The organism is Actinomadura sp. WMMB 499 (assembly GCF_008824145.1).
In the GTDB taxonomy this organism is placed as follows: Bacteria; Actinomycetota; Actinomycetes; order Streptosporangiales; family Streptosporangiaceae; genus Spirillospora.
In genome coordinates this window covers 8,461,484-8,483,938 of sequence record NZ_CP044407.1, presented here as the reverse complement: position 1 = coordinate 8,483,938, position 22,455 = coordinate 8,461,484, and the positions used below count along the sequence as shown (strand labels likewise).

Annotated in this window: 21 protein-coding genes and 1 riboswitch; of the genes, 6 read left to right on the top strand and 15 right to left on the bottom strand. The window is 74.6% G+C overall.

Annotation, left to right across the window (positions count from 1 at the left end; translation table 11 throughout):
* Positions 1–186: 186 nt before the first annotated feature.
* The 3 genes from F7P10_RS38745 to F7P10_RS38735 form a co-directional block, all read right to left on the bottom strand.
* Entirely contained in the window at positions 187–483 is a 297-nt protein-coding gene (locus F7P10_RS38745) for a hypothetical protein (protein ID WP_151016985.1), read from the bottom strand.
* A complete protein-coding gene (locus F7P10_RS38740; RefSeq protein WP_151016984.1) occupies positions 483–1,535 on the bottom strand; it encodes a class I SAM-dependent methyltransferase in 1,053 nt (350 codons plus the stop codon). The genes F7P10_RS38745 and F7P10_RS38740 overlap by 1 nt, the downstream gene beginning before the upstream one ends.
* Before the next feature lie 73 nt (positions 1,536–1,608).
* Positions 1,609–2,874: an NAD(P)/FAD-dependent oxidoreductase gene (locus F7P10_RS38735; protein WP_151016983.1), complete on the bottom strand. Its 1,266-nt coding sequence runs from the start codon at positions 2,872–2,874 to the stop codon at positions 1,609–1,611.
* A 456-nt stretch (positions 2,875–3,330) separates the two neighbouring features.
* Here F7P10_RS38735 and F7P10_RS38730 point away from each other — a divergent pair, with 456 nt between their 5' ends.
* The 6 genes from F7P10_RS38730 (at position 3,331) to F7P10_RS38705 (ending at position 10,111) form a co-directional block, all read left to right on the top strand.
* Positions 3,331–3,624 carry a Dabb family protein gene (locus F7P10_RS38730; protein ID WP_151016982.1) on the top strand — a complete coding sequence of 98 codons (294 nt, stop codon included), beginning with the start codon at positions 3,331–3,333 and terminating at the stop codon, positions 3,622–3,624.
* Positions 3,617–4,288 (top strand): isochorismatase family protein, encoded by a 672-nt coding sequence (locus tag F7P10_RS38725; protein ID WP_151016981.1) that lies wholly within the window; start codon positions 3,617–3,619, stop codon positions 4,286–4,288. The genes F7P10_RS38730 and F7P10_RS38725 overlap by 8 nt, the downstream gene beginning before the upstream one ends.
* A complete protein-coding gene (locus F7P10_RS38720) occupies positions 4,285–5,163 on the top strand; it encodes an oxaloacetate decarboxylase (RefSeq protein WP_176611821.1) in 879 nt (292 codons plus the stop codon). The genes F7P10_RS38725 and F7P10_RS38720 overlap by 4 nt, the downstream gene beginning before the upstream one ends.
* The gene (locus F7P10_RS38715) at positions 5,160–5,903 is read left to right on the top strand and encodes an arylmalonate decarboxylase (RefSeq protein ID WP_151016979.1); all 744 of its coding nucleotides are present in this window, start codon (positions 5,160–5,162) and stop codon (positions 5,901–5,903) included. The genes F7P10_RS38720 and F7P10_RS38715 overlap by 4 nt, the downstream gene beginning before the upstream one ends.
* A gap of 26 nt (positions 5,904–5,929) precedes the next feature.
* Complete coding sequence (locus F7P10_RS38710; protein ID WP_151016978.1) at positions 5,930–7,627, top strand: carbon-nitrogen hydrolase family protein; 1,698 nt, start codon at positions 5,930–5,932, stop codon at positions 7,625–7,627.
* A 156-nt stretch (positions 7,628–7,783) separates the two neighbouring features.
* Positions 7,784–10,111: a hypothetical protein gene (locus F7P10_RS38705; RefSeq protein WP_151016977.1), complete on the top strand. Its 2,328-nt coding sequence runs from the start codon at positions 7,784–7,786 to the stop codon at positions 10,109–10,111.
* A 69-nt stretch (positions 10,112–10,180) separates the two neighbouring features.
* On the opposite strand, the gene F7P10_RS38700 is transcribed toward F7P10_RS38705, so the two are convergent.
* The 12 genes from F7P10_RS38700 to F7P10_RS38645 are packed head-to-tail and all read right to left on the bottom strand — an operon-like array spanning position 10,181 to position 22,135.
* Positions 10,181–11,176: a LacI family DNA-binding transcriptional regulator gene (locus F7P10_RS38700; protein ID WP_176611820.1), complete on the bottom strand. Its 996-nt coding sequence runs from the start codon at positions 11,174–11,176 to the stop codon at positions 10,181–10,183.
* Positions 11,177–11,214: 38 nt separating this feature from the next.
* A complete protein-coding gene (locus tag F7P10_RS38695) occupies positions 11,215–12,291 on the bottom strand; it encodes a Gfo/Idh/MocA family protein (protein WP_151016975.1) in 1,077 nt (358 codons plus the stop codon).
* A 14-nt stretch (positions 12,292–12,305) separates the two neighbouring features.
* Entirely contained in the window at positions 12,306–13,166 is an 861-nt protein-coding gene (locus F7P10_RS38690; protein ID WP_151016974.1) for an amidohydrolase, read from the bottom strand.
* Positions 13,163–13,522 carry an L-rhamnose mutarotase gene (locus F7P10_RS38685; protein ID WP_151016973.1) on the bottom strand — a complete coding sequence of 120 codons (360 nt, stop codon included), beginning with the start codon at positions 13,520–13,522 and terminating at the stop codon, positions 13,163–13,165. The genes F7P10_RS38690 and F7P10_RS38685 overlap by 4 nt, the downstream gene beginning before the upstream one ends.
* On the bottom strand, positions 13,519–14,010 hold the full coding sequence (locus F7P10_RS38680) for a VOC family protein (RefSeq protein ID WP_151016972.1): 492 nt from the start codon (positions 14,008–14,010) through the stop codon (positions 13,519–13,521). Before F7P10_RS38680 ends, F7P10_RS38685 begins: the two co-directional genes overlap by 4 nt.
* Before the next feature lie 4 nt (positions 14,011–14,014).
* Positions 14,015–15,325: an ABC transporter permease gene (locus tag F7P10_RS38675; protein ID WP_218040265.1), complete on the bottom strand. Its 1,311-nt coding sequence runs from the start codon at positions 15,323–15,325 to the stop codon at positions 14,015–14,017.
* Entirely contained in the window at positions 15,315–16,946 is a 1,632-nt protein-coding gene (locus F7P10_RS38670) for a sugar ABC transporter ATP-binding protein (protein ID WP_151016971.1), read from the bottom strand. The genes F7P10_RS38675 and F7P10_RS38670 overlap by 11 nt, the downstream gene beginning before the upstream one ends.
* A gap of 38 nt (positions 16,947–16,984) precedes the next feature.
* Positions 16,985–17,974 carry a sugar ABC transporter substrate-binding protein gene (locus F7P10_RS38665; protein ID WP_151016970.1) on the bottom strand — a complete coding sequence of 330 codons (990 nt, stop codon included), beginning with the start codon at positions 17,972–17,974 and terminating at the stop codon, positions 16,985–16,987.
* A 46-nt stretch (positions 17,975–18,020) separates the two neighbouring features.
* On the bottom strand, positions 18,021–19,043 hold the full coding sequence (locus tag F7P10_RS38660; RefSeq protein WP_151016969.1) for an alpha-ketoacid dehydrogenase subunit beta: 1,023 nt from the start codon (positions 19,041–19,043) through the stop codon (positions 18,021–18,023).
* On the bottom strand, positions 19,036–19,992 hold the full coding sequence (locus F7P10_RS38655; RefSeq protein WP_151018576.1) for a thiamine pyrophosphate-dependent dehydrogenase E1 component subunit alpha: 957 nt from the start codon (positions 19,990–19,992) through the stop codon (positions 19,036–19,038). Before F7P10_RS38655 ends, F7P10_RS38660 begins: the two co-directional genes overlap by 8 nt.
* A complete protein-coding gene (locus F7P10_RS38650; protein WP_218040263.1) occupies positions 19,992–21,353 on the bottom strand; it encodes an adenylosuccinate lyase family protein in 1,362 nt (453 codons plus the stop codon). Before F7P10_RS38650 ends, F7P10_RS38655 begins: the two co-directional genes overlap by 1 nt.
* Entirely contained in the window at positions 21,353–22,135 is a 783-nt protein-coding gene (locus tag F7P10_RS38645; protein WP_151016968.1) for an SDR family NAD(P)-dependent oxidoreductase, read from the bottom strand. Before F7P10_RS38645 ends, F7P10_RS38650 begins: the two co-directional genes overlap by 1 nt.
* A gap of 165 nt (positions 22,136–22,300) precedes the next feature.
* Positions 22,301–22,430: riboswitch (cobalamin riboswitch) on the top strand.
* Positions 22,431–22,455: the final 25 nt, after the last annotated feature.

The following is a 22,455-nucleotide window of genomic DNA, read 5'->3' as shown; positions in this document are numbered from 1 at the left end:
CGGCGGGCGTGAGGTGGGGCGGGTGGTGCGGGGCGAGGGCCGCCCCCCCGGCGGCGGCCGGCGGCCTTCCGGCCGGACGGCGCCGCCCGGGGCGGCCGGGAGCGCTGCGGGCGGGTCGGTTCGGGCGGGTGGTTCGGACGGGTCGGTTCGGGTGGGTGGGTGGGTGGTTCGGACGGCGGGCCCGGCTCAGCCGGCGGGGCCGGTCCGGGAGGTGGCCGCGGCCACCCGCGTATCGGGGTCGAGGACGGCGCCGAACACGCGGCCGACGAAGTCGCCGCGCTCGCGGCCGAGCCGCTCGAGCAGTTCGCCGGACGGGCGCAGCGCGTCGACCGCGCCGTCGTCCAGCTGGCCGCGCTCGCGGAGCAGGTGCTCCAGCACGAGGGTGCGGTCCCGCAGGATCCACACCTCGGACGCCAGTTCGGTGAGCATCCGGGTGATCTCGTCGAGCCGTTCGGACCCGAGGTACGCGCCGTCGCCGCTCATCACCGCTCCTTCCGGGCCCGCACGACCCACGGGTAGTCGCCCGCGCCGAGGCCGTACGCCTCGACGTCGCCGAAACCGGCCTGCTTCACCAGGGCCGGCAGATCGAGTTGCAGGTAGGACCGCATGAACGGCTCGCCGCGGTGGTCGGTCTCCCAGTCCAGGACGGCGGACCGGAAGGCGTCGTTGCGCTCGACCGGCGCGATGTCGCCGATGACCAGGTCCCCGCCGGGCTCCAGCACCCGGAACAGCTCCGCGAGGATCGCCTCGGTGGCCTTCGGCGGCGTCTCGTGGAAGAGCGTGAAGACCGCGACCAGGTCGACCGAGGCATCCGGCAGCCCGGTGTCCTCGGCGGCCGCCTGGACCAGCTCCCACGCGTCGCCCTCGTGCACGCAGCGCGCCCGCGCGTACTCCAGCTGCGTCCGCGACAGCTCGACGCCGACGTACCGGGCGTCCGGGAACTCCCTGGACAGGACCGACGCGAAGCGTCCGTTGCCGCAGCCCGGCTCGAGGATCCGGCGGTAGTCGCGCCGCGGCGCCTCCAGGGCGACCTGGGTGCGCTGGTCCATCAGGTTCTCGCCCGCGCGGACGGCGCCGACGCCGCCCGGCATGAGCACGTACCGGTAGCCGAGGTCGTGGATGACGACGCCCATGAGGTCGTGCCCGTCCCAGCCGCCGGTGGTGAGGTGGAAGCCCTCGCGGTAGTAGGCGGGCGGGACGAGCGAGGGGTCCAGGGCCAGCGAGCCGGGGGCGTCCGCGGGGACGTCCAGCCATTCCTCGATGCCGGCCCGGGCGTGCTCGGCGGCGGGGATCGCCCGGACGTAGATCTCCTCCGCGACGTAGCGGGTGAGCAGCCGGTCGAGCAGCCACGGGCCGTGCTCGCCCAGGTTCTCGGCCACCGAGCGGCGCCGTCCCGGCAGATCGGGCGGCGGGTCGGCGACGAGTTCGGCGTAGCGCCTGCCCGCCGCCGGCTGGAGGACCCCTCCGGTGTGGTGCTGCAGAGAGCCGAGGAACTCCAGTCCGGCGCGGTCGCGCTGCGCCACGGGGACGTCCATGTCTGTCTCCTCTCCGTTCGTCGTTGCGCCGTGCGGTCGCCCGCACGGCCGGGGTCGGGGCCGGCCGTTCCGGTCAGCCGGCGGCGCGCTCGGGTTCGCCCGCCGCGAGCATCGAGCTGCGCAGCAGGTGGGCGCGGGCGAGGGCCGGGTCGGCCGCGGTGCGGCGCATGTGGTCGGCCTGCCTGCGCCGCTCCTCGGGGTCCTCCTCCTGGAGGGACTCCCAGTTCTCGTGGGTGACGGCGCGCACGTAGCCGTGCGCGACGTCCCGGCGGGCCTTCGCGTAGGCGCCGGCGGGGCCGGGGTCTCCGCGCTCGGCGGCGACGATGGCGGCCGCGGCCGCGGCGGCGTCGTGGATGCCGCTGTTCATGCCGAGTCCGCCGAGCGGGTTGTTGATGTGGGCCGCGTCCCCCGCGAGCAGGACCCGCCCGTCCCGGAAGCGTTCGGCGATCCGCTGGTGCACCCGGTAGATGCGGGCGTGCGCGATCGCGTAGCCGCGGTCCAGGGGGGCGACTCCTTGCAGCCGCCGCTGAATCGCGGCGGGTTCGAGGGCGCCGCCGTCCGCCTCCGACTCCGGGATCGGGAACAGCGCGCGCCAGTGCAGCGGGGTGCGCAACAGCACGAGCCACTCGCGGGGGTCGGAGATGTAGTTGACCGCGCCGATGCCCGGCAGCAGCTCGGCGAAGTCGTCGGTGGTGGAGACGACGAGGAAGCGTTCGGGGTAGGTGATGCCGGGGAACGCGATGCCGAGACCGCGGCGGACGGTGCTGTGCGCCCCGTCCGCGGCGATCACCCACCGGGCGCGGAACCGGGCGCCGCCGTCCACGGTGACCGTCGCACGGGAACCGGTCGCTCCGCTCCCCGGAGCGTCCCCGACGGCGTCCCCAGGGTCGATGGACGTCACGCGGGCGCCGTGCACGAGCCGCACGTTCGGGACGCCGGCGAGGCGGCGGCCGATGATGCGGACGAGGTTCCGCTGCTCGCTCTGCAGCCGGTAGGGGAAGCGTGTGTCGTCCTTGAGGCAGGCCAGGTCGAAGTGCGCGACGAGCCCGTCGGCGCGGTCCCGGTACTGGTAGGTGTCGGCGACGAGCCCGGCCTCGTGCAGTTCGTCCGCCACGCCCAGGTCGTCGAGGATCTCCAGGGTCGGAGGGTGGAACGTGGAGGCGCGGGACTCGCTCAGGTCCTCCCGCTCCGCCGCCTCCGCCCCGGCCTCCTCGAGGACCGTGACCCGCAGCCCGGCACGGGCGAGGGCGAGCGCCGCGGTGGCGCCCACGGGGCCGAATCCGACGATCGCGACATCGGCCTCGGTGTCGCGCGGCGGATCGTTCTGGCCGACAAGCACGGGTTCCTCCAGAATGCTCGCATCTCTCACAATGCGGTAACCGCGTACTCAGGATGTGGAAGAAGCTAAAAGCCTGCTCTCGACCGTTGTCAATGGCCCCTGGCAGCGGAGTTCACGACGGAACAATGGCCGAACATGGGAGAACGCCGACGGGATGGGCCTTCACGAGGCGCGGAAGACCGTCCGAGAAATGAGGATTTAACATCAGAGCATCCCAGTTGTCTCACAATACGAGACAGACAGGAGCGTGATCAGCCCGCTCCGGCCGGGCCGCGCACTCTCGACGCCACCGGACGTGCGCGCGCGGGCTGGACAGGCCACTTCCCCGCCGTGGCGGCCGCACTTGACGGGACACGGAAGGCGGACTTACCGTGCCTCACATAGCAAAAACAATCCTCTCACAATGTGGTAGCCGGGTGCCGTCATCCCGATGATCGAGCCCGGAGGAACGTCGCCATGCTGCGGCACATCATTCTGCTCCGCTGGAGCCCCGACGCCACCGACGCCCGTCGGGAGGCCGCCGCGGCGGCCTTCCGCGCGCTGCCCGGCGCGATCGGCGAGATCCGCGCGCTCGCCTGCGGCCCCGACCTCGCGCTCGGCGACAACGAGCACGACTTCGCGGCGGTCCTCGACTTCGACGACGCGGACGGCTGGCACGCCTACCAGCGGCACCCCGCGCACCGCGCGCTCGTCGCGGACGTCCTCGCCCCCATCCTGGCCCGGCGAGCGGCGATCCAGATCGATGTCTGAACCCCCCGCACCCGCACCCGCGACCGCGGCCGCACGGCCGCTCGCCGACGACTACCGGGCGGCCGGATTCGGCGGCCGGCTCGGCCTCGGGACGCGGCCCGCGCTGCTCGTCGTCGACCTGGTGCGCGCCTACCTCGCCCCGGACAGCCCCCTCTTCGCCCCCGCCGCACCGGCCGCCGCGGCGGTCGCCGGCGCGCTCGCGGACAGCGCCCGCGAGCACGGCCACCCCGTGGTGTTCACCTACGTCTCCTACGCGCCGGGCGGCGCCGACGGCGGCTGGTTCTACCGCAAGGTGCCCGCGCTCCGGCTGTTCGACGAGGGCTCCCCGCTCGCGGAGCCGCCGGACGAGCTCGTCCCCCGGCCGGGCGACCTCACCGTGCGCAAGCAGTATCCGAGCGCCTTCTTCGGGACGTCCCTGGCCGGAACGCTGAACGCGCTCGGGGTCGACTCGGTCGTCGTCGCCGGCGTGAGCACCAGCGGCTGCGTGCGGGCCACCGTCGTCGACGCCCTGTGCCACGGGTTCCGCCCGGCCGTGGTCTCCGACGCCGTCGCCGACCGCGACCCGCGCCCCCACGAGGCGGCGCTGTTCGACCTGGACGCCAAGTACGGCGACGTGCGCACCGGCTCCGACGTCATCGCCGCGTGGACGGGGACCGGCACGTGAGCGGCGTGGACACCCATCCCGCGGACCGGCTGCGCGGCGCCCTGAACTCCGGCCCGCCGGTCCCGGCGGCCGGCTGCCACGACGCGCTGAGCGCGCGCCTCGCCGAGGCCGCGGGGTTCGAGGCGGTGCACCTGTCCGGCGCGCTCGTCGGCGCGAGCGAGCTCGGGCTGCCGGACCTCGGTTTCACCGGCGCGAGCGACATGCTCGGCGCGCTGCGGCGCGTCGTCGCGGGCACCGGCGTGCCGATCGTCGCCGACGCCGACACCGGCTACGGCGACCCGCCGCAGGTCGCCGAGACCGTCCGCCGCTACGAGCGGGAGGGCGCCGCGGCGCTGCACCTGGAGGACCAGGTGCAGCCGAAGCGCTGCGGCCACGCGCCCGGCGTCGAGATCGTGGACCTTCCCGTGGCGCTGGCCCGGCTCGAGGCGGCCGTCTCGGTGCGCCGCCGGCTCGTGGTGATAGCCCGGACGGACGCGCTGCGCGCCGCGGGGCCGGCGGAGATGCTGCGCAGGGTCGCCGCGTTCGCCGCCGCCGGGGCCGACGCGATCATGGCGGAGGGCGTCGTGGACGCGGACCTGCTGCTGCGGGTGCGGGACGCGGCGCGCGGGCTCCCGCTGGTCGTGAACTGCTCGGCGGCCGGTCCCCCGGCCGATCCCGCCGACGCCCTCGGCAGGGCCGGCGCCCGGCTCGTGCTGTACCCGGTCGCGGCGGCCCTCGCCGGCGCCGCCGCCATGCGCGAGGCCTACCGGACCATCCTGCGCGACGGCCGCGCCCCCGCCCCCGCGATGACCTGGACCGACTTCAACGACCTGCTCGGCCTGCCCGGCCTGGCCGCGCGGTTCCCCGATCGAGCAGCCGAGGAGACGACCCGATGACCACCGTGCTCGCCGACCGCCGCGTCTTCGGCGTGATCGTCCCGTCCACCAACACCGTCGTGGAGGACGAGTACTACCGCCACCGCGTGGACGGCGTGTCGTTCCACGCCGGGCGGATCCTCATCCGCAACGGCGGCCTCGACGACGACGAGAGCTTCCAGTCCTTCCTCACCGAACTGCGCGGGGAGATCGGCAAGGCCGTCGAGTCGGTCCTGACCTGCGAACCCGACCACCTGATCATGGGCATGAGCGCGGAGACGTTCTGGGGCGGGGTGGACGGCAACGCCGAGTTCGAGCGGCTCATCGGCGGGCTGTCCGGGCTGCCGGTCACCACCGGAGCGTCCGCGTGCCGGGCGGCGCTGGCCCGCCTCGGCGTCTCCCGCGTCGGGGTCGTCACCCCGTACCAGCCCGTCGCCGACGAGCAGGTCCGCCGGTTCTTCACCGAACTCGGCCACGAGGTCGCGGACGTGCGCGGGCTGAAGTGCGCGTCCGCGACGTCCATCGCCGGCGTCGGCCGGGACGAGCTGCGCGCCGCGTTCGCCGCCGTGGACGGCCCGGACGTGGAGGCGCTCGTCCAGGCGGGCACGAACCTTCCGGTGATGGGCGTCGCGGCCGAGCTGGAGGACGAGCTCGGCAAGCCCGTGGTCGCGATCAACGCCGCGACGCTCTGGCACGCCTACCGCACCAACGGGATCGACGACCGGATCCCCGGCGCGGGCCGCCTGCTGGCGACCCTGTGACCGGCCCCGGCGAGAGGAACACTCCAATGACGAAGATCCGGGTCGCCGCCGCGCAGTTCTTTTCCGGCCCCGACCCCGCCGCGAACCTGGCGCTGTGCGACGGCTACGTGCGCCGGGCCGCCGCCGCGGGCGCGCGGCTGGTCGTCCTGCCCGAGAACGCCAACCGGGTCCGCGACTACGCCGACCGCGCCGAGTGCTGGGCGCGCGCCGAGGAGCCGTCGGGCCCCTTCCTGACCGGGCTGCGCGCGACGGCCGCCGAACTGGGCGTCCACATCGCGGTGGGCGTCGACCTGCGCGGGGCCGCCGAGCCGGCCGTGCACATCGCGTCCGTGCTCATCGGGCCGTCCGGCGAGATCGTCGGCGTCCACAACAAGCACGTCCTCTGGGACTACGAGTACACGCTGTTCGAGCCGGGCGACGAGCCGTACGAGGTCTTCGACACCGCGCTCGGCCGGATCGGGCTGCTGCTGTGCGCGGACGGCATCGTCCCCGACACGCCGCGGGCGCTCGCGCTGCTCGGCGCGGAGATCCTGTGCAACTCGCTGAACTCGCGCGGACCGGACGAGTTCCGCGTGCACGTGCCGCTGCGCGCGATGGAGAACCGCGTGTGGCACGTCGCGGCGAACACCGTCGGCGGCCCGGAGCTCGAGTGGCCGTGGATGGGCGGCAGCCAGATCGTCGCGCCGGACGGGACCCGGCTCGCCGACGCGGGCGAGACCGAACCGGGCTTCGTGACCGCCGACATCGATCCCGCCGCGGCCCGCGACAAGCGGATGCCCGGGGTCGCCGACGTGTTCGCGTGGCGCCGTCCGGACCTGTACGGCCCGCTGGCCCGGCCGCTGGACGAGGTCCCCGTCGCGGCGATGTACGGCCCCGCCCCGGCGGGCATGCCGCCCCGCCCGCTGCCGGTCGCGGTCATGCAGGTCAGCTTCTTCCGCAGCACCGAGTGGACGATCCGCCGCGCCCTCGGCCAGATCTCCCACGCGGGCCGGTCCGGCGCGCGGCTCGGCGTCCTGCCCGAGCTGTTCTGCTTCGAGCCGGGCGAGGTGGCGGCCGATCCCGCGCGGGCGGCGGCCGCTTCCCGCGAGGCGCTGGCGCGGATCGCGGACGCCTGCGCCGAGGCGAAGATCTGGGTGGCGGCGAGCCTCGTGGAGGAGTCCGGCGGCGGATACCACTCGACCGTCCACCTGGTGGACGACACCGGCACGATCGTCCATCGCTACCGCAAGACGCACCTGACCGATGCCGACCGCGCGTGGGCGTCCCCCGGAGACTCCCTCGAGGTCGCCGAGACCCCGCTCGGGCGGCTCGGCTTCATGACCGGCGACGAGGTCTGGGTGCCCGAGGTGGCCCGCGCCCTCGCGCTGGACGGCGCCGAGCTGATCGTCCACCCCACCGCCTGGGGCACGCCGGAGGCCATGCACGTCGCCGCCACCGAGCGGACGGAGGAGAACCGCGTCCACCTGGTCTCGGTCAACCGGCTGGACGACCCGGCGGGGCTGGGCAGCCAGGTGCTGCGGGCGGACGACTTCGTCCCGGGGCAGCCGATCGCGGTCATGCGCTACCCGACCGGCTACTGGACGCGGCCGGGGTTCGAGGAGCAGCTCCTCCTGGAGCTCGACCTGCGGGAGTCCAACGACAAGATGATGGGCCACCACCTCGACCCGCTCGCCAAGCGCCACCCGCACCTCTACGCCGTCCTCGTGGAGGAGACGACCGGCTGACCGCCGCCCGGGGGCCGCTCTCCAGGGGAGGGCGGCCCCCGCCTCCTGGGGAAACGGATCTTGCCCGAGTCCGGAGTGACGTGGGACACTCGATCCGATCGATCTAGTCAATCGATTGACCAACCGGAGGAGGAACGGTTTGAGAGGGCTGAGAACGTGAGGAACGGCTGGCGGGGCGCGGTCGCGGTGCTCGCGGCCGGGGCGCTCCTGGGGACGGGCACCGCGGCGGTCGCCGACGGTCCCGGCGCCCGGCAGACGACGGCGTGGCGGCACGGGGAGCTGCGGGTCGACACGGCCGGGGTCGTGTCGAGATCGGACTTCGTGCTGAAGAGCCCGGGATGGCAGGCGTACCAGAGCATGCCGGTCGGCAACGGCACCCTCGGCGCCGCCATGTGGGCGCAGGACGGGTTCATGGCGCAGTTCAACCGCGCCGACACCTTCCCGGACCTGAAGTCGGCCGGGCAGCTGACCGTACCGGGACTGCTCCCGCTGATGCAGGCGGAGGACTACCGGGGGCGGCTCCGGCTGCACGAGGGCGACCTGGTCCAGCGGGGCGGCGGGATGTCCGCCCGCGGCTACGTGCGGGCCGACCGGGACCAGTTCGTCCTGGACGTCACCGGCGCCGACCCGGACCGGATGCAGACCGCCGACCTGCGGCTGTGGGAGGGACGGACGCCCACGGTCCACGCGCGCGGCGGCGTCGCCGCGCTGGCGGAGACCTTCGAGGACGAGTCGTCGGGCAGCCTGACGGGCGCCGTCGCGGCGCTGACCGCCGACGGGCGCGACGTCACGGCGGAGATCGTCGACGACAGGACGGTGCGGCTGAGCTTCAAGCCGAACCGGGACGGGAGCTTCCGCATCGTCACCGGCGTCCCCGCCTACACCGGCGGCGACCTCGGCGGGGCCGCCGCGAAGGCGCTCCGGGGCGCCTCGGACGGCGACCGGGCGCACCGGGCCTGGTGGCACCGGTTCTGGGACGGCGCGGCACCGATGCGGATCACGTCCCGGGACGGCGTCGGCGAGTACATGGAGCAGCTGCGCGCGCAGCAGCTCTACATGACGGCCGCGACGATGCGCTCGGCGGTGCCGAGCAGCCACGGCGGCGTCATCAACATGTTCTCGCCGTGGCGGGACGAGGTGCACTGGTCGGCCGACCACTGGTGGCATTTCAACCTGCGGCAGCCCGTCTACACCAACTTCGGCGCGGACACCGAGGAGTTCAACGAGCCGTACTTCCGGCTCTACCTCGACCGGCTGGAAGAGATGCGGGAATGGACGCGCACGTACTGGAAGGACTCGGAGGGCGTGTGCGTCGCCGAGTTCCTGCGGTACGACGGGACGGCGGAGGCGTGCGACAGCGAGCGGCCGCCGGACTGGCTGAACCGGATCGTCACGACCGGGCCGGAGGTCGTCCACAACCTCTGGCTGCAGTACCGGTACACGGGCGACCGCCGGATCCTGGACCGGGCGTACCCGCTGATGCGGGACGTGGCGCGCTTCTACCTGTCGATCCTCGAGGAGGGCGACGACGGGAAGCTGCACCTCCACAACGTCAACGCCATGGAGACGCAGTGGGACGCCACCGACCCCGCGCCCGACCTCGCCGCCATGCGGGTGATCTTCCCGATGATCGCGGAGCAGGCGGACCGGCGGGGCGACCGGGGGCTGGCCGGGGAGCTGCGCGCGGCGCTGCCGAAGATCCCGGACTTCCGCGTCATCACGCGCGACGGTGAGCGGGTGATCGCCTGGTCGGCCACCGACGAGGAGGGGCGCAACACGCAGAACCCCGACACCGAGCCCCTGTTCCCGTGGGGCCTCTACGGCCGGGACTCCGAGCTCATGCAGTCGACGTTCCGCAACCGCGTGTACGTCAACACGCGGGAGTGGGCGGAGGACGCGCTGCTCGCCGCCCGGCTCGGCCTGCCCGGGGAGATGCGGAACCTGCTCGTCCAGGGCACCGAGGACTTCCAGATCTTCCCGAACGGGTTCGGGTCGCACAGCATCGGCGACGACCCGACCGAGATGACGAACTACTACAACGGCTGGAACGCCGTGGTGGGCTCGTCGCTGCAGGAGGCGCTCGTCCAGTCGTACGAGGGCGTGGTCCGCGTCGCGTCCGCCTGGCCGGAGGGCTGGAACGCCGCCGGGTCCGTGCAGGTCGAGGGCGGGCACCGGGTCAGCACCGAGGTGCGCGACGGCGCGCCGAACCTCGTCGGCGTCGAGGCCGCGAGCGACGGGACGCTGGCGATCGCCAACCCGTGGCCGGGGCGGCGGGTGCGGGTCGTCGACGGCGGCACCGGGCGCGGCCGCCCGGTCGTGCGGCCGACCGATGACGACGTGGTCCGGTTCCGGGTCGAGGACGGACGGTCCTACGTGCTCGAACGGGCCGACCGCCCGTACCCGTCGTTCCGCTTCGAGGGGATCGGCGGGAAGCCCGCGACGGAGGTCCGCCGGCTCGGCGACCGCACGCTCGGCGTGGAGTGACCCTCCACCCGCCGAGCGAGAAGGCCGCGGCACCCGGATCCGGGTGCCGCGGCCCTCGCCGTCGCGGTGCTAGGCCGGCCGTGCCGTGGACTGCCGGACGACCAGCTCGATCGGCTCGCGCACGACCTCCTCGACGGGATGGTCGGCGGGCACCGACAGCAGCAGCCTGGTGGCGCGGGCGCCGAGCGCGCGCAGCGGCATCCGGACCGTGGTGAGCGGCGGGATGAGGTGCTCGGCCAGCGGCAGGTCGTGCACGGCGACGACCGACATCTCCTCCGGCACCGAGACGCCGCGCGCGCGCAGCGCGCTGAGTACCCCGATGGCCGACGCGACGTTGGCGACGAACATCGCGGTCGGCGGCTCGGTCTGTTCCAGCAGCCGCCGCACCGCCTGGACGCCGCCGTCCGGGCCGTACGCGCCCTGGACGACGAGCCGCGGATCCTCCTCGATCCCGGCCGAGCGCAGCGCCGTCGCGTACCCGTCGTGGCGGCGCTGCGCGGTGTCGGCGGCGGGCGGCCCGCCGACGTGCGCGATCCGGCGGTGGCCGAGGTCGAGCAGGTGCTCGACGGCCATCCGGGCGCCGAGCACGTCGTCGAGGATGACGTGCCGGCCGGAGCCGGGGCCGCGGCGGTTGACGAACAGCCACGGCAGCCCGCGGTCGGCGAGGCCCGCCTGCTCCTCGCCGGTGATCGTCCCCCCGGCCAGCAGCAGCCCGTCGACCCGGCCCTGGCCGAGCAGGTCGAGGTAGCTCTGCGCGCCGCGCCCGGCGGTGGACGAGCCGACCATCAGCGCGCAGTCCAGCTCCGCGGCCGCGGTCTCCGCGCCGGTGATGATCTCGGCGTAGACGGGGTTGGCGAAGTCGGGGATGAACAGCCCGACCGTCCCGGCCCGCGCGGTGCGCAGGCTGCGGGCGGCCACGTTCGGCCGGTAGTCGAGTTCCTTGAGGGCGGCGTTCACCCTGGCGCGCGTCTCGGGACGGATGTTCAGCAGAGGGTCGGCGTTGACGACGCGCGACACGACGGCCTTGTCCACCCCAGCCTTGCGGGCGACGTCGGCGAGCGTCACCCGGCGGGTCCGTGAACGGCCGCCCCCGGTCGACTGGGTCACAGTGACTGAGCCTCACCGCTGTCGATGGATGCGTATAGAGCCTGGACGAGTTCAAGCGTACCGAGATTGTCCCGCGCGGCCGTGGGAGACGGCTCGTCCTCGGCGATCCAGCGGAGCAGCCCGGCCATCGGGCCGGCGAACGCGCCGGGGATCCAGCGCTCGGTCACCGGGTAGGCCACCCAGCCGTCGGTGGGCGCCGCGGTGCTGGACACCTCCAGGGTGTCCGGGCGGCCGTGCGGGTAGTCGTACAGCAGGCCGAGCGTGCCGCGGATCGCACCCTTGTCGCCGTCGATGCGGAACTCGGCGCGGAAGTCGCCGGCGCGGTTCTCGTGGTTGACGTGCAGGATCGCGCGGGCGCCGCTCTCGAACAGCAGGGTGCTCATCGTCCGGGACTCGCCCGCCTCCGCCTGGCCGGGAGTGCGGGACGCGGCGCAGAAGACGCGGGCGGGGTCGCCCAGGATGCTGCGCACCGCGTCGAGGTAGTGGATCGAGTGGTACATGATCTCGAGGCGTTCCGAGCGGACGAGCCAGGACCAGCCGCTCCAGTCGGTCTTCACGTCGACGGTGAACGACATCGCGGTGGGCGTCCCGATCCAGCCCGCGCGGACCATGGCGCGGGCCGCGGCGATCCCCTCGTCCCAGCGGAGCTGCTGGTTGACGGCGAGGCGGCGGCCCCGCTCCTCGGCGAGCGCGGCGATCTCGCGGGCCTCGGCGAGGTCGGGCGCGAGCGGCTTCTGGCACAGCAGGTGCTTGCCCGCGGCCAGCGCGGCGCGGGCGATCGGCGGCTGCGCGTGCGGGACGACGGCGATGTCCACGACCTCGACGCCGTCGTCGGCGAGCAGGTCGTCGAGGGAGCCGTAGACGTGCGGGACGCCGTGCCGGGCGGCGACCTCGCGGGCGCGGTCGCCGTCGAGGTCGAAGAGGCCGCGGACGGGCAGGCCGTGCGCGGCGTAGGCGGGCAGGTGCGCGACGTCGACGATCGCGCCCGCGCCGACGATCGCGATCGGCCGGCGGTGGTGCTCCGGCACCGAGATCCGGGTCTCGGCGGCGATCGGGGCGAACAGGTCGAGCATGGGGCGGCTCCGGGTCAGGCTGGTCGGGCGGGGTCGGGGATGCGGTAGACGTCGGCGGCGGTGCCGCCGAGGAGGCGGTCCCGGTCGGCGGGGGCGAGCGCGAGGCCGTCCAGGAGTTCCGCGGTCTCGTCCCACACCTTGCGGTAGCCGCCCGCGAGGACGGAGATGGGCCAGTCGCCGCCGAACATCAGCCGGCGGGCGCCGAACAGTTCGAGCGCGTGCTCGACGTAGGGGCGCAGGTCGGCGGCCGTCCAGGTCTCCCAGTCGGCGGCCGTGTTCAGCCCGGACACCTTGGCGTACACGTTCGGGTGCTCGGCGGCGCGGGCCAGCAGCCCGGCCCAGGGTTCGCGGCCGCGCCCGGCGATCGGCGGCTTGGCGAGGTGGTCGATCACCAGCCGCAGGTCCGGGTGCCGTTCGGCGAGCAGCGGCACGTGCTCCAGATGGCGGGGCAGGACGGCGACGACGTCGAACGTCAGCCCGCGTTCGGCCAGCGCGTCCAGGCCGTCCCGCACCTGCGGCCGCAGCAGCCAGTCCGGGTCCGGCTCGTCGTGGATCAGGTGCCGGACGCCGGCGTAGCGCGGGTCCCGCCGGTAGCGGTCGAGCGCGGCGGCGGCCTCGTCCGGGCGGAGCAGCGGCACCCAGCCGACGACCGCCCGCACGCGCGGCCACCGGTCGGCGACCTCCAGCATGTAGTCGGTGTCGGCGTAGGAGTCGGCGGACTGCACGAGGACCGTCCCGTCGACCCCGCACGCGTCCAGGAGCGGTTCGAGGTCGCTTTCCTCGAACGTCCGGTGGATGGGGCCCTGGTCGGGCGTCAGCCACGGGTACTCGACCCGGTCGAGGTTCCAGAAGTGCTGGTGCGCGTCGATGATCACGAATGCTCCTCGTCGGGGCCGGACAGCTGCCCCCGAAGATTCCACACCTCCGGGAGCGCGTTCGTCCGGCCGTCCTCCCCCGGCTCGAAGCGGTCGACGAACGCGGCCATGTGCTCCTGCCACGCCCGGTCGGCCGGGTCGGCGGCGAGGACGTCCAGGGCCGCGGCGAAGCCGCCGGCGGCTTCGCCCTCGACGTCGACGAGGTGGAACAGGTGGCGGCCGCTGCGCCAGATCGTCCAGTCCCGGATCCCGGCCCGGCGCAGCGCGGCGAGCAGGTCGTCCGGGACGGCGGCGTGCTCGCGGTCGTAGTCCTCCTCCCGGCCCTCGCGCAGGACGCTGTGCAGCGCGACCTTCATGGGCGGCCTCCCGGGAGCAGCGCCGCGCGGTGCGGCGGCGGCTGGACGAGTTCGAGCGTGATGGCGTCGGGATCGAGGAAGTAGCAGGCCGCGCCGCCGGTGTTGGCGCCCGCGGTGATGCGGTTCGGCGGCGAGACGAACCGGACGCCGAGGGCGGCGAGCCGCTCGTGCTCGGCGTCGATGTCGGCGACCGCGAACGCCATGTGGGCGGCGCCGGGATGGTGGCGGGCGGGGTCCTGGCGCTCGCCGCGCGGGACCACGTACTCCACCAGCTCCAGGTCGTGGGTGCTGACGTGCTCCCCCCGGCCGGGGACGGCGAGCTGCGCGACCCGCAGGCGCGCGTCGGGGTAGCCGACGAGCGCCCGCGTGTACGCGTTGTCCTGGTCCTGGACGTGGACGAGGTCCATGCCCAGCACGTCGCGGTAGAACCCGACCGAGCGGTCGAGGTCGGCGACGTGGAAGCTGAAGTGCCAGACCGCTGCGAGCACCGGCTCAGCCCTCCTTCCGGCCCGCCGCGCCCGGCTGCGCGGAGACCGTCTGCGCGGAGACCGTCTGCGGGGAGACCTCGTGTCCGGTGTCCGCCGGTTCCTCGGGCGGGGGCGGCGGTTCCGGCCCGTCCCCGGCCGGCGCGGGCGATTCGGACTCCCGGATGCGCCTGGTCTGGCCGCGCCGCAGCGAGATCGTGTAGACGCCGGCCGCGACGATCAGCACGACGCCCTCGACCAGGCCCTGCCAGTTCGCGCCGAGGTTGAGGATGTTGAACCCGTTGCGCAGGGTGATCAGGATGAGCGCGCCGACCAGCGACTTGCCGACGCTGCCGAGTCCGCCGAACAGCGAGGTCCCGCCGAGGATGGCGGCGGCCAGCGCGGTGAGCTCGAACCCGGACAGCGCGCTCGGGTTGATCGAGCCGAGCCGGGCGGCGTACAGGACGCCGACGAAGGCCGCGACCGTCCCGTTGAGGACGAACGCCACGACCTTGTACCGGTCCACGGCGATGCCCGACAGCCGGGCCGCCTCGGGGTTGCCGCCGGAGGCGTACAGCCGCCTGCCGATCGTGGTGTAGCGCAGCACCCACGCCGCGACGAGCGCCAGCAGCAGCAGGTAGAGGGTGCGCTGGGTGACCCGGATCGTGAAGATCGCGACCGGGGACGCGGCGATGAGCACGGCCCCGACCGCGAGCGGCACGAGGATCCGCGGCGGGCGCCACTGCTTGGAGCGCGCGGCGCGCCACACGCCGACCGCGAGCACGACGATGCCCGCGAGCAGGTAGAGGTTCGGGGTGATCCACGAGCCGCCGTCGACGGCGCGCAGCCCGTCGCGCACCGCGCCCTCGGGTGCGGTGACCGTCCGCCCGTCGGTGACGATGAGCACGACCCCGCGGATCGCGGTCATCGTCCCCAGTGTCACGATGAACGCGTTGATGCCGAAGTACTGCACCACCACGCCGTTGAACAGCCCGATGAGGGCGCCGACGGCGAGCGCGGCGAACAGCGCGGGCCAGAACCCGATGTCGTCGGCGAGACTCAGGCAGACCGCCGCGCCGAGCGCGGCGACCGCGCCCACCGACAGGTCGAAGTTGCCGCTGATCAGCACGATCGTCGTGGTGATCGCCATCAGGCCGATCAGCGTGGTCTGGTCGAGGATGTTCGCGACGTTCGTCGGCCCCAGGTAGAACACCCGTCCCTGGGCCTGCGCCGCGAAGGTCAGGACCGCGACGAGCAGGACGAGGGCGTACACGACGCCCGCGTTGCCGAGCCGCAGCGCGGCGGGGAGCCGCCGCCCGACCGTGGTCTCAGTGCTCACCTGGCACCTCTTCTTCTCCGTTCCGGCCGGACGGCGCGGGCCGCGCCGACCGCTGCGTCCGCAGGCCGTGGGCCAGCATCAGCAGCTCCTCCTCGGTGGTCTGGGACGCCCGCCGCTCCGCGACGATCCGGCCGCCCCGGACGACCAGCACCCGGGTGGCGACCGACAGCAGCTCCTCGAACTCGCTGCACACGAGGACGACCGCCTTGCCCTGCGCGGCGAACCGGCGGACGAGCCGCAGCAGGTCGGCCTTCGCGCCGACGTCGACGCCCGCGGTGGGCTCGTCGAGGAGCCACACGCGCGTGTCGGCGTACATCCACTTGGCGAACACGACCTTCTGCGCGTTGCCGCCGGACAGCTCGCCCGGCACGGCGTCGACGCCGGCGGTGACGATGCCGAGGTCGGCGACGGCCCGCTCCGCGCGGGCCCGCTCGTCCTCGGCGCGCGGCACCAGCCGGCCGCGGGACAGCCGGGCGAGATCGGGCAGGGAGATGTTCTTCCACAGCGGCAGGCCGCCGTGCAGCCCCTGCCCGGCGCGGTCCTCGGGGACGTAGGCCATGCCCGCCGCGACGGCGGCCCGCGCCGAGCCCCCCACCTGCGTCCCGCCGACGCTGACGGTGCCGGTGGCGGACGAGTCGTCGCGGAACACCGCGCGCAGCAGCTCGGAGCGTCCGGCGCCGAGCAGCCCGGCGATCCCGACGATCTCCCCGGCGCGGACGTCGAAGGAGACGTCGCGCACGCCGGTCGCCGAGGACAGCCCGGCGACCCGCAGCACCACGGGCTCCTCCGGTCCGGGCCCGGCGCCGGCCTCGCCCTCGCGCTCGACGGCGAGCAGCTCGCGGCCGGTGACGGCGCGGACGAGCATGCCCTCGGTGACCGCGTCGGTGGCCTCGTCGAGGACCGTCGTGCCGTCGCGGATGACGGTCGTGTGGTCGGTCAGCTCGAAGATCTCGTCGAAGAAGTGCGAGATGTACAGGAACGCGGTGCCCTGCGCCGACAGGCGGCGCACGGCGTCGAACACGACCCGCCGCTCCTTGTCCGACAGCGACGCCGTCGGCTCGTCCATCACGACCAGCCGGGCGCCCGCCGCGAGGGACTGCAGCACCGACACCATCTGCCGGGCGCCGATCGGCAGGTCGCCGACGACCGCGTCGGGGTCGACGGGGTAGCCGAGCCGTTCGACGAGCGCGCCGAACTCGGCGCGCAGGTCGCGGGTCATCCGCCAGGCGCCCGACCGGTCGAGGAAGACGTTCTCGATCACGGTGAGGGTGGGGACCAGCGGGACGTGCTGGTGGATGGTCGCGATCCCGGCCCTGCGGGCCTCGCCGGGGGCGCGCCAGCGGCGGTCCCGGCCCGCCCAGCGCAGCACGCCGCCGCTCGGCGGATGCGCCCCGGAGATGATCTTCACGAGGGTGGACTTGCCCGCCCCGTTGGCGCCGACGAGCCCGTGCACGCTGCCCGGCCGCACGGCGAGGGAGATGCCGCGCAGCGCGCGCGTCCCGTTCGGGAACGTCTTGGTGACGCCGTCGAGGAGCAGGAGCGGTCCGCCGTCCCCGGCGGAGCGCGCACCGTCCGCCCGTGCTCTGTCCGCCCGTGCGCCGTCCGCCCGTGCGTGCCCCATCTCTCCCTCCTTCGCGTTCGCGTCCACCGCGGCGGGCCTCACCATTGCGGCGCGCACTCGCCGACGTTGTCCTCGGTGATCGCCGGGGTCTCGTAGGTGACGAACTCGGCGTCGTACTTCTTCGCGCCGGTGAGCTGCTCGTGCAGCACCTTCATGGCGCGCGCGCCGAGGTCCTCGGGCTTGTAGCAGACCGTCCCGTACAGGTCGCCGCTCTTGACACCGTCGATGCCCAGCTTGGAGCCGCCGACGCCGATCACGGCCGCGTCCGAGCCGGCCGCCTCGACCGCCTTGGCGCAGCCGACGCCCATGTCGTCGCTCTCGGCGTAGAACAGCTCGACGCCGGGGTGCGCGGCCAGCATGTTCTGGCAGGCCGACTGCGCCTTCTCCGGCAGCCAGTCGCCGGGCTGCCGGGCGACGACCTTCAGCTCGACGCCCTTCTCCTCGGCGGGCTTCTCGAAGTCGCGGTACCGCTGGTGGGTCTCGGCGAACCCGGCGGCGCCCTCGACGACCGCGATCTCGCCGCCGTCGGGCAGCACCTCCAGCGCCAGCTCGCCCGCCGTGCGCCCGGCGGCGTACTCGTCCTGCGTCGCGAGGGCGACCAGGCCCGGGTAGACGTCGGTGAGGTCGCGCGACTTCGGGTCGCCGACCTGCGACGCGACCGCGACGGTCGGGATGTCGGCCCGCTTCAGGTTGTCGGCCATCCCGGCGGCGACGCCGGAGTCGACCGGCAGCAGCAGGACGCCGTCCGGCGCCTGGCCGATGAGGTCCTGGATGTCGCTGGACTGCTTCTGCGCCTGCCCCTGGGCGTCCACCTCGATGATCTCGACGCCGAGCCGCTCCGCCTCGGCCTTGATGCCCTTGGTGACTGCGGCGGGGAAGGGGAAGCTCTGCCCCAGGGTGGACACCCCGACGGTGAGCTCGCCCTTGTCCGCCGCGGCCTCCGACTCGCCGGCCTGACCGCAGCCCGCGGCCAGCGCCGCCATCGCGAGCGCCGCCGCAGCGGCCGCCAGCGTCTGCCTCCGTGCCATCCGCGGCACCTCCGTTCTAACGATTGACTAGGGGTGGGTCGGCCGTTCAGGCCGTTGTCATCGCGGCGATCCGGGCCGCGATCGGCCCGGCCGCCGGCAGCACCGCGGCCGCCAGTCCCGGCGCCGCCGGGATCCGCACGTCCGGGGCGCCGATCCGCACCGGCGCCGCGTCCAGCCCGATGCCGGCCTCCGCGACGCGCGCGACGATCTCGGCGCCGAAGCCGCCCGTCACGTTCGCCTCGTGGACCACGGCGAGCCGCCGCGTGCGGGCGGCGCTCGCCAGTACCGCGTCCATGTCGACCGGGTTCAGCCAGGTCAGTTCGAGCACCTCGGCCTCGACGCCCCGCGCCGCCAGGCTCTCGGCCGCCGCCAGCGCCTGCCCGGCCACCGCGCCCCAGCTCACGACGGTCACGTCGCGGCCCGCGCGGCGCAGGTGCGACCAGCCCATCGGGCGCGGCGCGCCGCCCAGGTCGACCTCGGCCTTGTCGCCGAAGTACAGCGACCGGTTCTCCACGACGATCACCGGGTCGTCGGCGTGCACGGCGGCGACCAGGACGTCGTGGGCGTCCTGCGCGGTCCGCGGCATCGCCAGCCGCAGCCCCGGGACGTGCAGGAGCAGCGCCTCCAGGGACTGCGAGTGCTGCGCGCACGCGCCGGGCGCGTTGCCCTGCTGGGTGCGGACGACGATCGGCGCGGGCGCCGCGCCGCGCGACACGTACCGGGCGTTCGCCGCCTGGTTGACGAGCTGGTCCAGCGCGACCAGGGAGAAGTCGGCCCACATGATCTCGACGATCGGGCGGGCCCCCATGAGCGCCGCGCCGACCGCGCTGCCGAGGATCGCGGCCTCGCTGATCGGGGTGTCGAACACCCGGTCGCCGAACCTGCGGCGCAGCCCGCGGGTGACGCCGAACACGCCGCCCGGCTTGCCGACGTCCTCCCCGTACAGCAGGGAATCGGGCACCTCGGCGAGCAGCCGGGCGAGCGCCGCGTTGACGGCCTCGCCGTACTTCAGCTTGCGGGTCTCGGCGACGGGCGCCTCGGCGGCGGGCCGCTGCGTGGTCTCAGGCATAGACGTGGTCCTTCGCGGTCTCGGGGTCGGCGAGCGGGGCGGCCAGCGCGGCCGCGGCGGCCCGCTCGATCTCGGCGCGGGCGCGCGACCGCGCGTCCTCGACGGCGGCGGCCGGGACGCCCGCCGCCTCCAGCTCCCCGGTCAGCCGGGCGATCGGCTCCGCCTCGCGGGCCCGGTCCAGCTCGCCGGGGCGCCGGTACTGCTCGACGTCCCCGATGTAGTGGCCGACGAGCCGCTGCGTCATCAGCTCCAGCAGCGTGGGTCCGCCGCCCGAGCGGCCCCGTTCCACGGCCTCCCGCACGGCGGCGCGCACGGCGTCCGGGTCGTTGCCGTCCACCCGCGCGCCGGCCATGCCGTACCCGGCGGCGCGGCGCCACAGCTCCGGCTCCCCGACCATCTCGTCGATCGGGGTGAGTTCCGACCAGTAGTTGTTCTCGCACACGAACACGACCGGCAGCCTGAACGCGGCCGCCATGTTCAGCGCCTCGTGGGACGCGCCCTGGTTCAGGGCGCCGTCCCCGCAGACCGTCATCGCGACGCGCCCGGCGCCGTCGAACCGCCCGGCGAGCGCGGCGCCCACCGCGATCGGGAGCCCGGCGCCGACGATCGAGTTCTCGCCGTGGAAGCCGTGCTCGGGCGCGGTGAAGTACGCCGACCCGCCGCGCCCCCCGTTGACGCCCGTCGCGCGTCCCGCGCACTCGGCGATGATCCCCTCGGCGGGCACGCCGCGGGCCAGCGCCCAGCCGTGCCCCCGGTAGGTCGCGAACAGGGCGTCGTCCGGGCCGAGCTCGGTGCACGCGCCCACCGGCCCGGCCTCCTGGCCGATGCACAGGTGCACCGACCCGACGATCTCCTCGCCGCCGATCCGCAGCTCGCGGATCTTCTCCTCCAGCGCCCGGATGCGCCACATGGCGTGCAGGTCGGCGAGCCGCCGCTCCGTGTCGTCCATCACTGCTTCCCTCCTTCGTCGCGGGCGGTCTTCCACTCGCGCAGCGCGCCGGCCGCGACCGACATCGCCTCGCCCAGATAGTCCGACGGGTCCAGCCGCAGCGGGCCGACCGCCGCGCGGACCTCGTCGGGCAGGTCGCGCACGCACGTCGCGACCAGGTCGCCGCCCTCGGCCCGGGCCCGCGCGGCGGCCGCGTACACCAGGTCGTGCGCACGCTCGCGGCCCAGCGCCGGGGCGAGCCGCATCATCAGCGCCTCGCTCATCAGCAGGCCGCCGTCCAGTTCCACGTTGGCGCGCATCCGGTCGGGGAACACCCGCAGGGAGCCCGCCGTGTCACCGGCCAGCCGGACGGCCGCGGCAGTGTACTCGGCGACCTGGGGCACCGCGAGCCACTCGACCTGCCACTCCCCCGCGCTGCGCTCGTGCCCGGCCTCCATCGCCCGGCCCAGCAGGGCCGACGCCCCGGAGGCCGCGACGCCGTAGCCGATGGCGGCCTCGGAGTAGATCGGGTTGACCTTCTGCGGCATCGTCGACGACGCGCCGCGGTGGTGCCCGTCCTCCTCGCCGACCTCCCCGATCTCCGTCCGGGACAGGTCGACCACCTCGCGGGCGAACCGCACGCAGGTGGCGGCCAGCAGGGAGCACGCCTGGCCGAACCGAGCGACCCGGTCGCGCGCCACGTGCCACGGCACGTCGGTGTCGGCGAGCCCGAGCCGCCGCGCGACCCCGCCCCGCACCCGCGGCCCGTCCTCGCCCATGGCCGCGTTGGTGCCGCCCGCGCCGAACAGCGACACCACGCCGACGTCGGCGCGGACCCGGCGGACCTCGGCGACCTCGCGGGCCACCTCTCCGAGGAACACCGCCGTCTTGGCCCCGAACGTCGTCGGGACGGCCTGCTGCGCGTGGGTGCGCGCGGCCATCACCACCTTGGCGTTCGCGCCGGTCAGCTCCGCGAGCGCGTCCCCGAACCGCACCGCCAGCTCGATCAGCCGGTCGCAGGACCGGACGAGCTGGAGGGCCAGGCCGGTGTCCATGATGTCCTGGGTCGTGGCGCCGTAGTGGACCCGCCCGTCCGGTCCCTGCGGCAGGTGGCCCGCGAGCTGCCGGATCAGCGGCAGGATCGGGTAGCCGACGGTGCGCGACCGCTCCCACAGCAGGTCCATGTCGATCAGCTCGGTGCGGCACGCGGCGCTGATGGCGTCCGCGTCGTCCCGCGTCAGCAGCCCCGCGTCCGCCTGCGCCTGGGCGAGCGCCGACTCGGTCCGCAGCCAGGCCCCCACGGTGTCCTGCGGCGACCAGATCCCCACCATCGGCTCGTCGCGGTACAGCGCGGACAGCAGCCGGAACCCGTGACCGCTCATCAGTCCATCTCCAGTCCGCCGTCGACGTTGATCGCCTGGCCGGTCACGTACGACGCGAGGTCGCTGAGCAGGAACGCCACCACGGCGGCCAGCTCCTCGGGGCGCCCGTCCCGCTTCAGCGCGGTCGCCCCCGTGACCTCGTCCAGGTAGGCGCGGCCCGCCCCGCCGCCGAACCTGCGCTCGCGCTCGGCGATGATCCCCTCCCACATGGGCGTCATGAACACGCCGGGGCACACCGCGTTGACCCGGACGGCCGGGCCGTACGCCAGCGCCGCCGACTTGGTCAGCGACAGCAGCGCCGCCTTGGACGCCGCGTAGTGCGCCGCGTTCGGACGTCCCGACCGGGCGGCGACCGACGCGAGCGTGACGATCGCCCCGCCGTCCTCCATCAGCGCCGCGGCCCGCTGGACGACGTGGAAGACCGACGTCAGGTTGAGGTCGACGACCCGCCCCCACTCCTGCGGCGTGAGCTCGGCGAGCGCCTTGGTCTGCATGACGCCGGCGCAGTTCACCAGCCCGTCCAGCCCGCCGAGCGCCTCGGCCGCCCGGCCGGGCAGCGCCCGGGCCTGGTCGGGGTCGGCGAGGTCGGCCGCCAGCGACACCGCCGCGCCGAGCTCACCGGCCGCCGCGTCGCCGGCCGCGTGCGGGTCCGGCGCGCGCAGGTCGGCGGCGGCGACCCGGGCACCGCCCCGGGCGAGGTGCTCCACCACCGCCCTCCCGAGGCCCCCGGCGGCACCGGTCACCAGGATCCGGCGCCCGGTGAGAGTCGGCTCCACGGTCACGTTTCACTCCGTTCAATCGATTGACTGCCGCAGAAACGTAACTCACGACACACGCCGGACACAAGACCCGCCCGGCACCGGCTCGCCGACGCCCTTTCCGACCCTCCCCCGGTGAACGCCAAGGGATCGACCCTGCGCCACAATGGCCGAGCAAAGGCGACGGGGACCAGGAAGCCGGTGCGAATCCGGCACGGTCCCGCCACTGTGACCGGTGAGCGGACCCCGAACACGGCCACGGCCCGCGGACGCGGGCGGGAAGGCCGGGGCGAGCGTCGATCCGGGAGTCAGGAGACTGGCCCGTCGCATCCGCCGGCCAGGGG

What these genes read in the sequence shown, in the direction of transcription:
- F7P10_RS38710 (WP_151016978.1), top strand. Translation starts at nt 5,930, where the DNA reads ATGACGAAGATCCGGGTCGCCGCCGCGCAGTTCTTTTCCGGCCCCGAC.
- F7P10_RS38740 (WP_151016984.1), bottom strand. Translation starts at nt 1,535, where the DNA reads ATGGACGTCCCCGTGGCGCAGCGCGACCGCGCCGGACTGGAGTTCCTC.
- F7P10_RS38695 (WP_151016975.1), bottom strand. Translation starts at nt 12,291, where the DNA reads ATGCTCGACCTGTTCGCCCCGATCGCCGCCGAGACCCGGATCTCGGTG.
- F7P10_RS38655 (WP_151018576.1), bottom strand. Translation starts at nt 19,992, where the DNA reads ATGGACGACACGGAGCGGCGGCTCGCCGACCTGCACGCCATGTGGCGC.
- F7P10_RS38715 (WP_151016979.1), top strand. Translation starts at nt 5,160, where the DNA reads ATGACCACCGTGCTCGCCGACCGCCGCGTCTTCGGCGTGATCGTCCCG.
- F7P10_RS38730 (WP_151016982.1), top strand. Translation starts at nt 3,331, where the DNA reads ATGCTGCGGCACATCATTCTGCTCCGCTGGAGCCCCGACGCCACCGAC.
- F7P10_RS38660 (WP_151016969.1), bottom strand. Translation starts at nt 19,043, where the DNA reads ATGCCTGAGACCACGCAGCGGCCCGCCGCCGAGGCGCCCGTCGCCGAG.
- F7P10_RS38685 (WP_151016973.1), bottom strand. Translation starts at nt 13,522, where the DNA reads ATGAAGGTCGCGCTGCACAGCGTCCTGCGCGAGGGCCGGGAGGAGGAC.
- F7P10_RS38725 (WP_151016981.1), top strand. Translation starts at nt 3,617, where the DNA reads ATGTCTGAACCCCCCGCACCCGCACCCGCGACCGCGGCCGCACGGCCG.
- F7P10_RS38650 (WP_218040263.1), bottom strand. Translation starts at nt 21,353, where the DNA reads ATGAGCGGTCACGGGTTCCGGCTGCTGTCCGCGCTGTACCGCGACGAG.
- F7P10_RS38665 (WP_151016970.1), bottom strand. Translation starts at nt 17,974, where the DNA reads ATGGCACGGAGGCAGACGCTGGCGGCCGCTGCGGCGGCGCTCGCGATG.
- F7P10_RS38745 (WP_151016985.1), bottom strand. Translation starts at nt 483, where the DNA reads ATGAGCGGCGACGGCGCGTACCTCGGGTCCGAACGGCTCGACGAGATC.
- F7P10_RS38670 (WP_151016971.1), bottom strand. Translation starts at nt 16,946, where the DNA reads ATGGGGCACGCACGGGCGGACGGCGCACGGGCGGACAGAGCACGGGCG.